This is a genomic window from Kitasatospora sp. NPDC059327, assembly GCF_042752535.1.
In the GTDB taxonomy this organism is placed as follows: Bacteria; Actinomycetota; Actinomycetes; order Streptomycetales; family Streptomycetaceae; genus Kitasatospora.
In genome coordinates, this window is the sequence record NZ_JBHYYB010000166.1 from 1 (window position 1) to 13,041 (window position 13,041).

The window sequence follows — 13,041 nt, forward strand, 5'->3', positions numbered from 1 at the left end:
GGGGGGGGCTCGGAGGTTCTTCCCCCCCCCCCCCGCGTCCCGGGGTCGCCGGCGGTCAGAAGTCGAACCGCGGGCTCTGCACGTTCATGTAGTACTGCAACCCGGAGCCGAAGTCCGCCCAGAAGCCGACCTGGACGACCACCTGGTGCCCGGTCTTGGTGAGCTCCGTCGAGGGCCGGTTGAAGTAGTGGTTGCCGGAGCCGCCGGCAACCCAGCCGGCGCATCCGTAGTCGTACAGCCACCTGCCGGTGGAGATGTCGACGAGCTGTGCGCAGGGATCGGACGGGAAGGCGTTGTTGATGCCGATCCCCGCGACGATCACGGCGAAGTCCCCCGACTGGTGGGCGATACAGGAGTCGATGTTGGCGCCGGCCCAGTTCGCCCACGAGTGGTTAGGCGTGTTGTCGGACCGGCACGCGAAGCCGTTCTCCTGCGCGGAGGCGGTCGGGGCGGCGAACACGGTGCCGGTCAGGGCGGCACCGAGCGCGGCCGTCGTGGCGAGAATCCGCCTGAGCATGGGATCTCCTCTGTTCGCGGGGACGCCCCGAGGTCTTCGAGGCGGTGGTCGCCCTGGCTCGCCCGGCAGGTCCTCCCGGGGTGCGGCCCATTCCGGCGCACCGCCACCCCCCGTTGTCGCGGCGGTCCGGTACGTGCCGGCCGCGACGAGTGGCGGGGAGCCGGAATGCTGGTCGACCTGCGACCAGCATTCCGCTCCCCGCACCCGGCGGCTACGCTTTTGCACCAGGATGCAAAGGGTCCACGACCAGCACCGCCAGGGATCGCGCCCAGGGATGCCACGTTGATACAGATCCGTCTGAGGGCCGACGACCTCGACCGCCTGCAGGTCGCCGGCACACCCGACTTCGGGTACGAACTCGCGCTGGGTGGGCGGCACTTGGTCACGGGATCACCGGGCCGCCGGCTCGCGGCCTGGCGCCTCGACGTCGCCCGCTCCTGGGACCCGCGGCACAACCGGCTGTTCGACCTCTACACGGACCTCTACCTGCCGGCCTTCTTCGACGAGGCCGCGCTGGCCGCGCCGACCCCGGTCGACCCCGCTTCCCCGCCCGCCGTCGCCCACCTGTGGGACTTGGCCCGCTCCAACGCGCTCACGCCCTTCACCCGCGGACTGGCCGAGGGCGACCCGCGGACCGCCACCGCGTTGGACCGGATCCTGGCCGGCCTCCGGGCCACCGCGCTCGACCCCTATCGCCGGCGCATCTCCTCCCTCGTCGCCACCGCGTCCGCCCGGACCCTGGCCCACCGCGCCCTGGGCGGCCCCGACGGCCTGCTGCGGTCGATCCACCCGTCCGTCGACTGGGACGGTCGTCATCTGCGTCTGAACACCCGCGTCGACTCCGTGGACGACCTCGAAGGACGACCCTTGATCTTCCAGCCCTCCGCGCTCGCCACCGGCATCACCTTCAACCCGCTCGCCGAATCGGTGATCATCAGCTACCCGGCGGCCGGGACCCCGCTCACCCGGGACGCCGAACTCCACACCCCGCCCCCGGCCCTGCGCTCCCTGCTGGGCCCGACCAGAGCGGCCGCCCTGGTCGCCGTGGTCCGCACCCCCGCCCTCACCACCGGGCGGCTCGCCGCGCTCCTCGGCGCGTCCCCCGCGGCCGCGTCACGGCACGCCTCCGTCCTTCGCGAGGCCGGTCTCGTGGTCACCGTTCGCAACGGCCGGACGGTCCATCACCAGCCGACCCGCCTCGGCCTGGACCTCGTGCACGGCACCACCCCCGACACCCCCGCCTGAGGGCCGCCGGTCCGGCCCGCACGGCGGGTCCGCCGGTGCTGCGGCTCCGGGGCCACCCGGTCAGGTCCCGCTCCGGGGCCGGGCGTCGAACGGCGGGCCGGAGACGGACACCTGCGAGAGATAGCTGCTCAGGGCTCCGTCGTGGACCCTCAGCCCGGGGTGGTCGGCGGGTGCGAGCACGTCCAGCACCTCGGTGGCCGGGTACCCGAAGACATCGACGCCGTCCAGGACGACGGGCACGGCCGAGGGGCCGGTGAGGGTGTACCGGCAGCGATCGAGCACGACGGCGGCGAGGCCGTGCCGGTCCCGTTCGGAGCGGCCCGCACGGTCGGCGCAGTCACCGTAGACCAGCAGGTCCACCCCGTCGTACCTGGCTGTGAAGGCCCAGCCCGCCTGGCAGACCCACGACTTCCGCACATCGGCCAGGGTCGCGACGGCCCACTGGGCGGTCCGTTCGGTCATGCCGAAGGTCAGGACCCCCGCCCGGCGCGGCAGGATGACGCCCTTCCCGGGCAGCAGCTGGAACATCTGTCGATGATGGACCCGCCGCACCCCGGTGGCAACGGAGTTGTCGCGGACCCGCCGGCCGTTCCCCCCGGGTGGTGGCGGAGGTCGGATCCCGGCCGATCAGGGCCGGGGTGCCGGGTGCGGGTCGAGGTCGGCCGGGTCGTGGGCGCAGATCAGCCGGACGTCGTCGTGGTGGGTGCGGCGCAGTTCGCGCAGCCGTTCCCGGTTGTGCAGGCGGGCCCCGTTGTCGAACGCCATCATGCGCTGGAAGGCCGTCAGCGCGGGTGGGCGGCGGGGCGAGGCGGGGTCGACGTCGGTGCGCGAGAAGTAGGCGTCGCCGCAGTGCAGCAACCAGCGGTCCGCCTCCCGGACGGCGACGCCGCAGTGGCCCCGGGAGTGTCCCGGCAGCGGGACGAGCAGGAGGTCGGGGGCCTCGCGCGGGAGGATCGGGATCGCGCGGAAGCCGTACCAGCTCTCGGTGGCGGCGTCCGGCCGGTGCTCGGCCCAGCGCGGCCCGTGGGCCCACTGGACGGGGCGGTAGCGGTCGCGCTCGCCGCGGGTCGACAGGGCCTCGGCGGCCCGGAGTTCGTCGGCGAGGACGTGCACCCGGGCGTGCGGGAAGTCGCCGATCCCGCCGACGTGGTCGGGGTCGAGGTGGGTGAGGACGATGTGGCGGACGTCGCGCGGGTCGTGGCCGAGGGCGCGGACCCGGCGCAGCGCGGTGGCCGCCGGTTCGAGCCGGGGGCGGACCGTTCGCAGGAACGGGCGGCCGAGCCGTCGCGGGTCGGCGACGTCACCGGTCCCGAAGCCGGTGTCGACCAGGATCAGGGCGTCCGCGGCCTCCACCAGCAGGCAGTGCGCCGACAGCCGTCCGACCAGCGGTCCGCCGCTGCCCAGCAGCAGCCGGCCGCCGACGGGGCACATCGTGGCGCAGTCCAGGTGATGGATGGTCATCTCTTCTCCGATCCGCCGTGCTACGCGATCCGCAGGTCGCCGAGGGCCCGGGCGTCGGGCCCGGCCGGACCGGGCGCGGCCGTACCCGTCGGCGCCCGGTGGCCCGCCGGCCGGGCCAGCCGTCCGTCCAGGTCCTCGGCCAGCCGCACGTCCCCGTGCGCGGTGTACAGGGCGTCCGCGGTCCGACGGTGGTCGCGGGCCTCCTCGGTCCGTCCCGTCGCGGCCAGGAAGTCGGCGAAGTGACGCCGGGCCAGCGCGTGCAGCCGCCCGTTGCCGCTCGACCCGCACAGCCGCAGGGCCTCCCGCCAGACCCGTTCGGCCGCTTCCGGTTCGCCGAGGGCCTGCCGGGCGAGCGCCTCGCTGACCATCGCCCACAGGTGGGCGTTGGCCGTCGGACGCTCGGAGGTCAGGGCGCGCGTCTCGCGGGCGTGCTCCAGCGCGGCCGCCGGCTCGCCCAGCACCACCTTGATGGCCGCCGCGTTGCTGAGCACGGTGGCGGCGTGCTCGCGCAGCCCGCTCGCCCGGATGAGGGCGAGGGCGGTCCGCGTGATCCGGTCGGCCTCGCCCGGGTCACCCGACAGGGCGGCCATCGAGGAGCGCACGGAGAGCGCGTGGATGTGCAGCTCGCCGTCGTCCGGCGTGGTCCGGCCGACGGCCCGCGCGGCGAGCGGCAACGCCTCGGCGACGCGTCCGGCGGAGCCGAGCGCGCAGGCCGTGGCCGTCTCCATGGCGGCCAGTCCCTCCCGGCCGCCGTCCTGCCGGGCGGCCCGCAGGCCGATCCGCAGACAGTCGAGCCGGTCGGCGACGCGCCCGGCACCGTAGTAGAGGATCGAGGCCGACCGGGCCAGGCGCCACGCGCGTTCGTACTCGCCGCGCTCGGCCGCGGCCGTCACCAGCGCGCGCAGCACCGGCTCCTCGGCGTGGCACCAGGCGAGCGTGGACCGGACGTCGACCAGGCGCGGCAGCGCGCGCGGCCCGGGCCCCGGCGGCCTGAACGGCTCGTGGTGCGGGTTCATCCACCGGACCGCCAGGCCGGTGGCCACCAGCTCGTAGTCGACCAGGCGCCGGAACGCCTCCCGCCGCCGCTGCGGCGGGAACCGGTCGAACAGCTCCGCGCCGTAGAGGCGGACGAGGTCGTGCCGGTCGAAGCGGCCGGGCGTCCGTTCCGCCAGCAGGTGGTACGCGGCGAGCGAGCCGAGCGCCTGCCGGGCCGCCCCGGCGTCCGTCTCCAGCAGCGCGGCGGCCGCGTACGGGTCGGCCGCGCTCCCCGGGTGCGCGGTCAGCAGCGCGAGCAGGTTCCGCGCGTCCTCGGACAGCTGGTGGTGGGTCAGGCCGAGCGCCGCCCGGACGCTGACCACTCCGCCCTGGGTACCGAGCGCGGCCAGCCGACCGCTCTCCTCCGTCAGCGCGTCCACCAGGTCGGCGATCCGCCAACCGGGGCGCGCGGTGAGCCGGGCCGCGACGATCCGCAGCGCCAGCGGGAGCCGGTCGCACAGCTCGGTCAGCCGTCCGGCCGCCGCCGGCTCCGCCGTCACGCGCTCGGTGGTGAGCAGGCGTTCCAGCAGGTGGTGCGCGTCGGCGGCGGGCAGCGCGTCGATCCGGAGCAGCGCGGCGCCGTCGGTGACCACCAGGTCCTCCAGGCTGTTCCGGCTGGTGACCACCGTGGCGCAGCCGGGGCCGGACGGCAGCAGGTCGGCCACGTCGGCGGCGCCCCGCGCGTTGTCCAGCACGACCAGCAGCCGCCGCCCGCGGGTGTGCGCGCGGAACAGTGCCGCCCGCGCGGCCCGGTCCTCGGGGATCGCCTGCTCGGGTACGCCGAGCGCCCGCAGGAACCGTCCCAGGGCCTGGACCGGGTCGCCCGGACCGGCCGGGTCGAAGCCGCGCAGGTCCGTGAAGAGCACACCGTCCGGGAAGTCCGCCGCGACGCGGTGGACCCAGCGCAGCACCGTCGCGGTCTTGCCGACGCCGGCGGGGCCGGCCACCACCACCAGGCCCTCCCCGGTCCGCTCCGGCCCGCACCGCTCGTCCAGCCAGCGGCTCTCCGCCGTGCGGCCGACGAACCCCCGGGGCGGCCCGGGCAGGTCGGCGAAGGCCGCCGACGGCGCGACGGGCGCGTTCGCCGCGGAGGGGGCACCGGGCGGCCCGGCCGCCAGTACCTCGGCCAGGGCCTGCTGCAGCGCGGGGCCCGGTACGACGCCGAGTTCCTCGTCCAGCCGGGCCCGGGCCCGGTGGTAGACGCGCAGGGCCTCCGGTCCGCGGCCGCCCTGGTGCAGACAGCGCATCAGCAGGGCCACCGCGGGCTCGCGCAACTCGTCCGCGCGGACGCTCTGCTCCAGCGCGGGGACGGCGGTGCGGCCGCGGCCGAGCCGCAGGTGACGCTCCGCCCAGTCCAGCAGTGCCTCGGTCCGGTCCTCGTCCAGCCGGCCGGCCAGGACGGCGCACAGGGGAGTGGCCGGAAGGTCGGCCAGGGGCGCGCCGCGCCACAGCCCGAGCGCCCGCCCGAGCAGTTCGGCGGCGGTGGCGTCGTCGGCCGTCCCGGCGGCCCGCGCGGTCAGGGCGGCGGCGGCCAGCGCGTCGACCGCCCCGGGGTCGCCGTCGAGCCGGTAGCCGGGCGCGCGGGTGGCCAGCGTGAACCCGGAACCGGCCAGCACCTTGCGCAGCGCCGCGACGTGCCCCTGCAACGCCGCCTTCGCCCGGGGCGGCGGCGCGTCGGCCCACAGCAGCTCGAAGAACCGCTCGACCGCCACCGTCCGGCCCAGCTCCAGCGCGAGCAGGGCGAGCACCCCGCGCCGCTGCGCACCGCCGACCGCGGCGGCCCCGCCGTCCGCGAGCCGCAGCTCGACCGGCCCGAGCAGCCGTATCCCCATCGTCCCCGTCCCGCCTGCCGCCGCTACCACCGCCGCCCCCGCGGCGGCTCGATGGCATCCTACCGGCGGGTAGCATCCCGGCGGCACCCGTCGTCCGACGGGTGCATGCGGACCGGGGAGCGGCTTCCGGCCCGAGGCCGGTGACCGGCGCACGGTGCACGCCGATGCGCCGATGCGCCGGTGCGGTCGGGGTGTTGCCGGTGCACCCACCGGTGGCCGGCACCTGTCCGGTCCGCGTGCACGCGGCCTTCCGCGGTGGAAGTCGGCCGGTCCGACTTCTCGTGCGACGCGGGCGCACGGGCCGTGGGCGGCCCTCCGGCCGGTGCCGGCGGGCCGCCCCGGGCGTCGTCCTACCTGGGCTTGTGCATGATGGCGCCGTTGGCCTCGAAGAAGCCGGTGTAGTAGAGGACGGCCGCGATGGTGGCGACGGTGTGACCCATGACGGCGATGGTCGCCGTGGACGGGTCGTTGCGGGCGTTGCGGATGAACTCGCTGATCTGCCCCCACTGGTTCTCGACGTTGGCGGCCAGGATGGTGCCGCGCTGCGGATCGAAGTAGTTCAGCGGCCGGTTCCGGTTGGGATCCTGGATGTTGCCCCGGACGACGTCGAAGACCACGCCGAACCGTGACGCCTCCGAGAAGATCTGGATCGCCGTCAGCAGCGCCCGGCCCGTCGCGTCGTTGTACGCCGTCGCGCGGCCGAGGGTGCGCATCGCGTTGTAGATGTGCTCGGGGTTGAGGACGAGGCTTCCCCGCTCGTTGCCGCCCGGGATGTGGCTGTAATTGCCGCTGGCGATGCGGTGGTTCCCGGCCACCGTCACGCCCAGCGCGCTCTGGAACTCGTTGATCCGGTCCTGGAACGCCCAGTGCGTGTTGCTCTGCGGGGCGTAGAAGCCGGCGACGTAGAGGTCGTTCGCCCAGAGGTAGACGGAGACGAGGTGGGCGTTGTCGGAGTCGAGGACGCGCACCTGGATCAGGCGGCCCTGTTCGGTGGTGGTCTCGGCGACGCCGTTGAGGCCGGTCGGACCACCGTAGGTGTACCGGTGGATGGCGTCGATCAGGTTCCAGTAGTTCTGCTGGTGGGAGTTGCCACCCGCGGTGATGTTCGAGATGTGCCAGTCGATCACCTGGTAGTTGGTCGCGGACGCGGTGCCGCTGAGCGTCGTGACCAGGCCCAGGGAGACGGCCAGGGTCAGCAGGGCGGAGCAGAGTTTCTTCAGCACGGTGTTCTCGGTCTCTCCGAATCGGGGGAGGAGTGGTCCTGTCCCGCACGAGGCTAGGAGTCACCGGGCCGGCGGAGTCGGCTGTCCGTGCACCGCCATCGGTCCGAGCGTGTACCGGCCGTTCGCCTGCGACGGTGAGGACATGACAGGGCCTCAGGGGTCTCGTCGGAGGAACATCTCCGAGCGGTGCGAGCTCACTCCCGCCGGCGAAGATCACCGACAACGGCCGGAGGACGGGCCGCGCAGGTAGCGCTGCGGGGTGGTCCCCACCGTACGGCGGAAGGCGGCGAGGAAGGCGCTGGGTGTGGCATAGCCGACCGCGTGCGCGACCCGGGCCACCGGGTGGCCCTCGGCGAGCAGGGGGAGCGCGGCGCGCAGCCGCAGGTGGGTGCGCCAGCGGTCGAAGCTCATCCCGGTCTCCTGCGCGAAGAGCCGGCTCAGGGTGCGCCGGCTGGTGCCGACCGCGCGGGCCAGGGCCTCCAGGGTGCGGGAGTCGGAGGGATCGGACAGCAGCAGGGCGGCGACCGCCCGCGCGCGGTCGTCGAGCGGCTCGGGGACGGCGATGGGCGTGCTGGGCAGCGGGCGCAGCAGATCGAGGACGACGGCCTCGGCGCGCTGTCGGGCGGGTGGCGCGAGGTCCTCGCGGCCCAGGTGCGACAGCAGCGCGGCCAGCAGGTCGTCCACGGCGACCACGGTCGGCCGCCGCCAGTCCACGGGGCACGGATCCGGTGTGAGGTAGAGGCTGTGGAACACGCTGTCGCGCGGCGCGCCGGTGCGGTGGACGGTGCCGGCCGGGATCCAGAGGGCGCGGGTGGGCGGTAGCACCCAGGAGTCGTCGCCGACCGCCACGCCCAGCACGCCCCGGGTGGCCCAGGCGAGTTGGTGACGCGGATGCTCGTGCGGCGCGAACCACTGCCCGGCGGCGAGCGGGAAGGAGCCGACCACGATGGCGCCCACCGGGTCCGCCGTCACACCCGCGGGTCCGGCGATGTACCGGCCGGCCGCGACGGCCGTGGCCGGCGGTGTGCTGCGGGGCCTCATCCGGTCATCGTACGGTCCTTGGCCGCCACGCGACATCACCTGGCCCTGGGACGTCTCGCGGCCATCTCGCCTGCTGCCTAGGGTCGGTGGCATGCCGATGAACCTGATGCACCGCAGAATCTGCAGTTCCAAGAAGTGGGCCGCCGACGTGGCCGGGCGCATGCCCGGGATGCTGGCCGGCGTCGAACTCGGTGATGACGTCCTGGAGATCGGCCCCGGCTTCGGGGCGACCACCCGGGTGCTGGCCACCCGGGTGGAGCGGCTCACCGCGGTCGAGATCGACCCGGAGTCCGTCCGCCTGCTGCGCGCCGAGTTCGGCGAGCGGGTCGAGATCGTGCGTGGCGACGGCGCCCGGATGCCCTTTCCCGACCGGCACTTCTCCGCGGTGGTCTGCTTCACGATGCTGCACCACGTGCCCTCGCCCGCCCAGCAGGACGCGCTGTTCGCCGAGGCGCACCGCGTGCTGCGGCCCGGTGGCGTCTTCCGCGGTGTGGACAGCCAGCCCAATCCGCGCTTCAGGCTCCTGCACCTTGGCGACACGATGGTGACGCTCGACCCGCACACCCTGCCCGACCGGCTGCGCGGCGCCGGCTTCGCGGACGTCGAGACGGACCACCAACCGGGCCGTCGGATCAGCTTCCTGGCCCGTCGCGCCTGAGCGGGGGCCCGTGGGCGACCACCGGGGAGGGCGGGCGACGGACGGCCGCCCTCCCCGGAGCCGGGGGTGCCGCCGTCAGCAGGGCCCGCAGCCGCCGGGGGGCGTGCAGCAGGTGGGGGCGGCCTCGACGCAGACGGTGACGGAGTCGGTGTTGTCGGCGGGGCGGAGGTCGGTCTCGGCCGCCTGTGCCGTGGCGGTGTTGGTGACCGGGCCGGTGGTGGTGGCCTTGGCCCGGAGGACGAGGGTGGCGGAGCCGCGGACGGCCAGCGTCCCGACGTTCCACACGCCGGTGTCGGGGTCGTAGCTGCCGGGGCCGGCGGTGGCCGAGAGGAACACCAGGCCGGCCGGGAGGGCGTCGGCGACGGTGACCCGGGTGGCCGTGTTGGGCCCGGCGTTGCGGACCGTCACCCGGTAGGTGACGGTCTGGCCGACGGTGACGGTGGTGGCGTCGGCGGCTTTGGTGACGTTCAGGTCGGCGGCCGGGAGTACGGGGGTGTCGGTCCGGTTGGAGGTGGCGGTGAGGGCTTCGGGGGCGGCGCCGAGACGGTTCTCGTAGGCGGCGGTGGCGGTGTTGGTGACGTGTCCGCCGCCAGTGGCCTCGTCGATGGTGACCCGGTACTCCACGGTCGTGCCGTTGGGGAGGGTCTCGGTGTTGGGCAGGCTGCCGCCCCGGCCGGCGGTGGCGCCGTTGCCGAGGTTGAACACCACCCGGTTGCCCGCCGGGTCGAAGTGGGCCTGGTCGTCGCCCTCCTGGTCGGTCTTCGCGCCGGCGTTGGGGCCGCTGACGATGCGCAGGGATCCGGGCAGGTAGGTGGTGCCGTCCGGGACGGTGTCGGTGAGGACGAGGGCTTCGGCGTTGCCACCGCCCTCGTTCCTGACGACGACGCGGTAGGTGAGGACGTCCCCCACCGGGAGGGGGCCGTCGGGGACGGCGTACTTGGTGAGGGTGACGCTGGGGGCGGTGCCGAAGAAGATGCCGTCGAGGAAGTTGCCGACCGACTGGTTGCCGCCGGCGGAGGCGACGGAGCGGAACGCGAAGCGCGTGGTGGTCTGCCCGGCCGGGACGGTGTAGGTGCCGGTGTAGAAGCCCCAGGCGGTGGTGCCGTCGGTGAACTGGCGCTGCTGGACGGCCGCGCCCGGCCGGCCGATGTCCAGGGCCATGGTGTCCTGGCCGAGCCGCCCGCGGTGGTAGAGCCGCCAGTAGAGGGTGGCGCCGGGGGTGGTGGGCAGGTCCTGGTAGAGGGTGGAGACCTGGTTGGCGTTGAGTTCGGCGAACTGGACGCCGTCGGCGGCGGGGACGCCGTTGAAGCCGTCGTGCCAGATCTCGATGACGTGGTCGGTGGCGGTGGTCAGCCAGCCCGGGACGCGGTTCGGGCTCTGGGTCTGGGAGGCGTCGGGCAGGAGCGCGTTGTCGGCGCCGATGGGGGGCTGCTCGAAGCTGCCGTTCGCCAGGGTGATGCGGGACGGGACGGGAGTGGTCACGGTCTTCCCTTTCGGTCGAGGCGGAGAACCGGATGCCGGCGCCGGCCGGCCCGGGGACTCATGGGCGGCCCGAGGTTCGTCGGCCCGGAGGTTCACGGGCCCGGACGACCGGGTGCCCGGTGCGGGGGAGCGGCTGCTTCGGTCGGGTCGACCGGGAGCGGGCCCGTCCCTCGATGCGGTGGGGAGGAGAGGAGAGGGGAGGCGGACGGAGCCCACGGCCTCACGGCACGCCTCGGTGTCCAGGAGGGTTCAGGAGGGTCCAGGAGCACGGACGACGACGGCCGCGGCAGGCAGCCGTCCTCAGAGTGCGCAATGGTTCCCGTACGTACGAGAGCGCGGAGTACGGCTCGCGGAGCGCGTAGAGGCGCGATTCGCCCGGGCCGCGCCCCCTCTGTGCGCGGCCCGCGCGCAGTGGGTGCCACGGGCGGCGGCACGCATCCGTCCGCCCCCGGTGCGGGTGCCCGGCCCGGACGGCTGTCGCGCCTGGACACGCGGTCGAGGCGGTACCCCGCGCGACCTGTCGGCTCCTCGCCCGCCGTCGTCGACATCGCACCGGCAGCCGCGCCCCATCGCCCCATCACCCCATCGCCCCATCACCCCATCGCCCCATCGCACCGGCGGCCGCGCGGCCGCCGCTCACCGACCGCGCCGGCGCTGCCATCGCCATCCATCGGCACCCATCTGCACCGGAGACGAGAACGAGTGCCGCGAGGACGGGGCAACCGATAGCGGATCGTGACACGCCTTCCGGCGGTGACACGGGAGCCGGATGGGAGGATCCCGTTCCCGGTCGCTTCCGGTCCCGTTCGTGCATGCCGGTCGCGCCGCCTCGCCCCCTCCGAGGAGGCCCCCTGTGCGCCATCTCCCCTGCCCGCCGCCCCGTCGCCGGGGCCTGCCGGCCGCCGCCGTCACCGCCGCCTCGGCCCTGCTGCTGACCGCCTGTGCCGGCTCGGGCGCCCCGAGGAGCGCCGGTGAGAAGGCCCGGGCGGTCGTGCCCGAGGCGCAGCGGTCCGCCGGGGTGCTGCGGGTCGGCTCCGACCTGAACTACCCGCCGATGGAGTTCCGCGGCTCCGACGGTGGGCCTGACGGCATCGACCCGGACCTGGCGGACGCGTTGGGGACGGTCCTCGGTCTGCGGATCGAGATCGTCGACACGCCGTTCGACAAGCTGATACCGTCGCTCAACGCGGGGCGGTTCGACGTGGCGATGTCGGCGATCAGCGACACGCCCAAGCGCCGCGACGCGCTCGGAGAGGACGGCATTCCCACGGGTGAGCCGGGTGTCGACTTCGTGGACTACTTCATGGCCGGGACCTCGATCATCGTGCGCAAGGGCAATCCGAAGGGGATCCGGACGCTGAAGGACCTCTGTGGCCAGACGGTCGCGGTGCAGCGTGCCACCACCCAGGACGACATCGTCAGCCGTCAGGTCGCCGCCTGCGCCCGGGAGGGCAAGACGCTGCAGGTGCACCGCTTCGACGACGACGCCCAGGCCCTCGCGGAGGTGGCGGCCGGTACGGCGGTCGCCGATCTCAACGACCTTCCGGTGGCGGCGTACGCGGCGAGGACGACGGACGGTGGCAACCGTTTCGAGGTGGCGGGTACCCAGTCGCAGTCCAGTCCGTACGGGATCGCCGTGAACAAGAGGGACACCGGGTTGCGGGACGCGCTGGTCAAGGGTCTGGACGAGCTGATGCGCAACGGCCAGTACGACCTCATTCTCGCGAAGTGGGACGTCGGTGTGGGCGCGGCCCAGGCGGCCGCGATCAACGGCGGGCTCTGACCGGGGCCCCGGGCCCGGGGGATCCACTCCGGCCGCACCGAGGCGACCGGGTCGGCGGCCGGGTCGGCGGCCCGGTGTCTCCCGGGGGTGTCCCGGGGTGTCCTTGTCAGGTGTCCCTGTCGGGATGTCTTTCGCGGACGTACTGCGCCGCGGCCGATCTCCGTCCCATGATGAGGGGTGAGCCGTCGGTAGGGGTGGGGGCGGCCCGGTTCAGGGAGGGGCGGCTGTGGAGACGGTCGGAAGTGCCGGTTCGGGTGTTCGTGCGTGGCCGGAGCTGTTGGCGGGCCGGCGTCCGGTCCTGGTGGTGCCCGCCGCGCTGGGCTGTGTGACCTTGCCGGGGGAGGGGTGGGTCGGCCGCGAGGCGGTGCCGGACGGAGGGCCCTCGCCGGGGTGGTCCGGGGTGCTCGTGGGCGGCCGGCTCACCGTTCGTCGGCCGGGCGGGGCCGTCTGGTTCGACGACGAGGTCGCCGCGACCCGGGAGTGGCGGCGCCGGGTTCGTGAGTACCGCACCGTCCTGCTGGTCACGGGCCCGTTCGCGAGTGTCCTGGACTTCCCGTCCGCCGCCGCGGCCGGCCGCCTGCACCTCCTCACCGCACCGTTCCGCCTGGCCGACGGCCCCTGAGCCCGGCGCGCCACCGGCGGCCCGGACGGTCCCCGACCGTGGCCCGGGGTGGCGGACGGCGTGCGCGCGAGGACGCCGACCCCGGACGCGGCGCGGGGGGGGCGCCCCCCCACCCGGCGCCCCCGGGGGCCACATAAAAAAA

11 protein-coding genes are annotated in these 13,041 nt (G+C 74.8%); 4 read left to right on the forward strand and 7 right to left on the reverse strand.

Features of this window, described 5'->3' with window-relative positions; translation table 11 throughout:
* Nucleotides 1-55 precede the first annotated feature (55 nt).
* Nucleotides 56-517 carry a hypothetical protein gene (locus ACFXHB_RS42625; RefSeq protein ID WP_380582251.1) on the reverse strand — a complete coding sequence of 154 codons (462 nt, stop codon included), beginning with the start codon at nucleotides 515-517 and terminating at the stop codon, nucleotides 56-58.
* Nucleotides 518-799: 282 nt separating this feature from the next.
* Between ACFXHB_RS42625 and ACFXHB_RS42630 the strand changes: the two genes are divergently transcribed.
* Entirely contained in the window at nucleotides 800-1,762 is a 963-nt protein-coding gene (locus tag ACFXHB_RS42630) for an ArsR/SmtB family transcription factor (RefSeq protein WP_380582253.1), read from the forward strand.
* A 60-nt stretch (nucleotides 1,763-1,822) separates the two neighbouring features.
* On the opposite strand, the gene ACFXHB_RS42635 is transcribed toward ACFXHB_RS42630, so the two are convergent.
* The 5 genes from ACFXHB_RS42635 to ACFXHB_RS42655 form a co-directional block, all read right to left on the reverse strand.
* Nucleotides 1,823-2,290 (reverse strand): hypothetical protein, encoded by a 468-nt coding sequence (locus ACFXHB_RS42635; protein WP_380582255.1) that lies wholly within the window; start codon nucleotides 2,288-2,290, stop codon nucleotides 1,823-1,825.
* A 99-nt stretch (nucleotides 2,291-2,389) separates the two neighbouring features.
* The gene (locus ACFXHB_RS42640) at nucleotides 2,390-3,223 is read right to left on the reverse strand and encodes an MBL fold metallo-hydrolase (RefSeq protein ID WP_380582257.1); all 834 of its coding nucleotides are present in this window, start codon (nucleotides 3,221-3,223) and stop codon (nucleotides 2,390-2,392) included.
* Nucleotides 3,224-3,243: 20 nt separating this feature from the next.
* Complete coding sequence (locus ACFXHB_RS42645; RefSeq protein ID WP_380582259.1) at nucleotides 3,244-6,090, reverse strand: BTAD domain-containing putative transcriptional regulator; 2,847 nt, start codon at nucleotides 6,088-6,090, stop codon at nucleotides 3,244-3,246.
* 350 nt (nucleotides 6,091-6,440) lie between these two features.
* Complete coding sequence (locus ACFXHB_RS42650; RefSeq protein WP_380582261.1) at nucleotides 6,441-7,313, reverse strand: ribosome-inactivating family protein; 873 nt, start codon at nucleotides 7,311-7,313, stop codon at nucleotides 6,441-6,443.
* Nucleotides 7,314-7,526: 213 nt separating this feature from the next.
* Nucleotides 7,527-8,354, reverse strand: coding sequence for an AraC family transcriptional regulator (locus ACFXHB_RS42655; RefSeq protein ID WP_380582263.1), 828 nt, complete (start codon nucleotides 8,352-8,354; stop codon nucleotides 7,527-7,529).
* Between the two features lie 91 nt (nucleotides 8,355-8,445).
* On the opposite strand from ACFXHB_RS42655, the gene ACFXHB_RS42660 reads away from it, so the two are divergent.
* Complete coding sequence (locus ACFXHB_RS42660) at nucleotides 8,446-9,012, forward strand: class I SAM-dependent methyltransferase (protein WP_380582265.1); 567 nt, start codon at nucleotides 8,446-8,448, stop codon at nucleotides 9,010-9,012.
* 75 nt (nucleotides 9,013-9,087) lie between these two features.
* Here ACFXHB_RS42660 and ACFXHB_RS42665 read toward each other — a convergent pair whose 3' ends face one another.
* Nucleotides 9,088-10,494, reverse strand: coding sequence for a hypothetical protein (locus ACFXHB_RS42665; protein ID WP_380582267.1), 1,407 nt, complete (start codon nucleotides 10,492-10,494; stop codon nucleotides 9,088-9,090).
* A gap of 853 nt (nucleotides 10,495-11,347) precedes the next feature.
* Here ACFXHB_RS42665 and ACFXHB_RS42670 point away from each other — a divergent pair.
* Together ACFXHB_RS42670 and ACFXHB_RS42675 are read left to right on the forward strand one after the other, a co-directional pair.
* Nucleotides 11,348-12,277 (forward strand): ABC transporter substrate-binding protein, encoded by a 930-nt coding sequence (locus ACFXHB_RS42670; protein WP_380582269.1) that lies wholly within the window; start codon nucleotides 11,348-11,350, stop codon nucleotides 12,275-12,277.
* Nucleotides 12,278-12,503: 226 nt separating this feature from the next.
* A complete protein-coding gene (locus ACFXHB_RS42675) occupies nucleotides 12,504-12,899 on the forward strand; it encodes a hypothetical protein (protein ID WP_380582271.1) in 396 nt (131 codons plus the stop codon).
* The last annotated feature ends 142 nt before the right edge of the window (nucleotides 12,900-13,041 follow it).

What these genes read in the sequence shown, in the direction of transcription:
- ACFXHB_RS42625 (WP_380582251.1), bottom strand. Translation starts at nt 517, where the DNA reads ATGCTCAGGCGGATTCTCGCCACGACGGCCGCGCTCGGTGCCGCCCTG.
- ACFXHB_RS42635 (WP_380582255.1), bottom strand. Translation starts at nt 2,290, where the DNA reads ATGTTCCAGCTGCTGCCCGGGAAGGGCGTCATCCTGCCGCGCCGGGCG.
- ACFXHB_RS42640 (WP_380582257.1), bottom strand. Translation starts at nt 3,223, where the DNA reads ATGACCATCCATCACCTGGACTGCGCCACGATGTGCCCCGTCGGCGGC.
- ACFXHB_RS42645 (WP_380582259.1), bottom strand. Translation starts at nt 6,090, where the DNA reads ATGGGGATACGGCTGCTCGGGCCGGTCGAGCTGCGGCTCGCGGACGGC.
- ACFXHB_RS42655 (WP_380582263.1), bottom strand. Translation starts at nt 8,354, where the DNA reads ATGAGGCCCCGCAGCACACCGCCGGCCACGGCCGTCGCGGCCGGCCGG.
- ACFXHB_RS42660 (WP_380582265.1), top strand. Translation starts at nt 8,446, where the DNA reads ATGCCGATGAACCTGATGCACCGCAGAATCTGCAGTTCCAAGAAGTGG.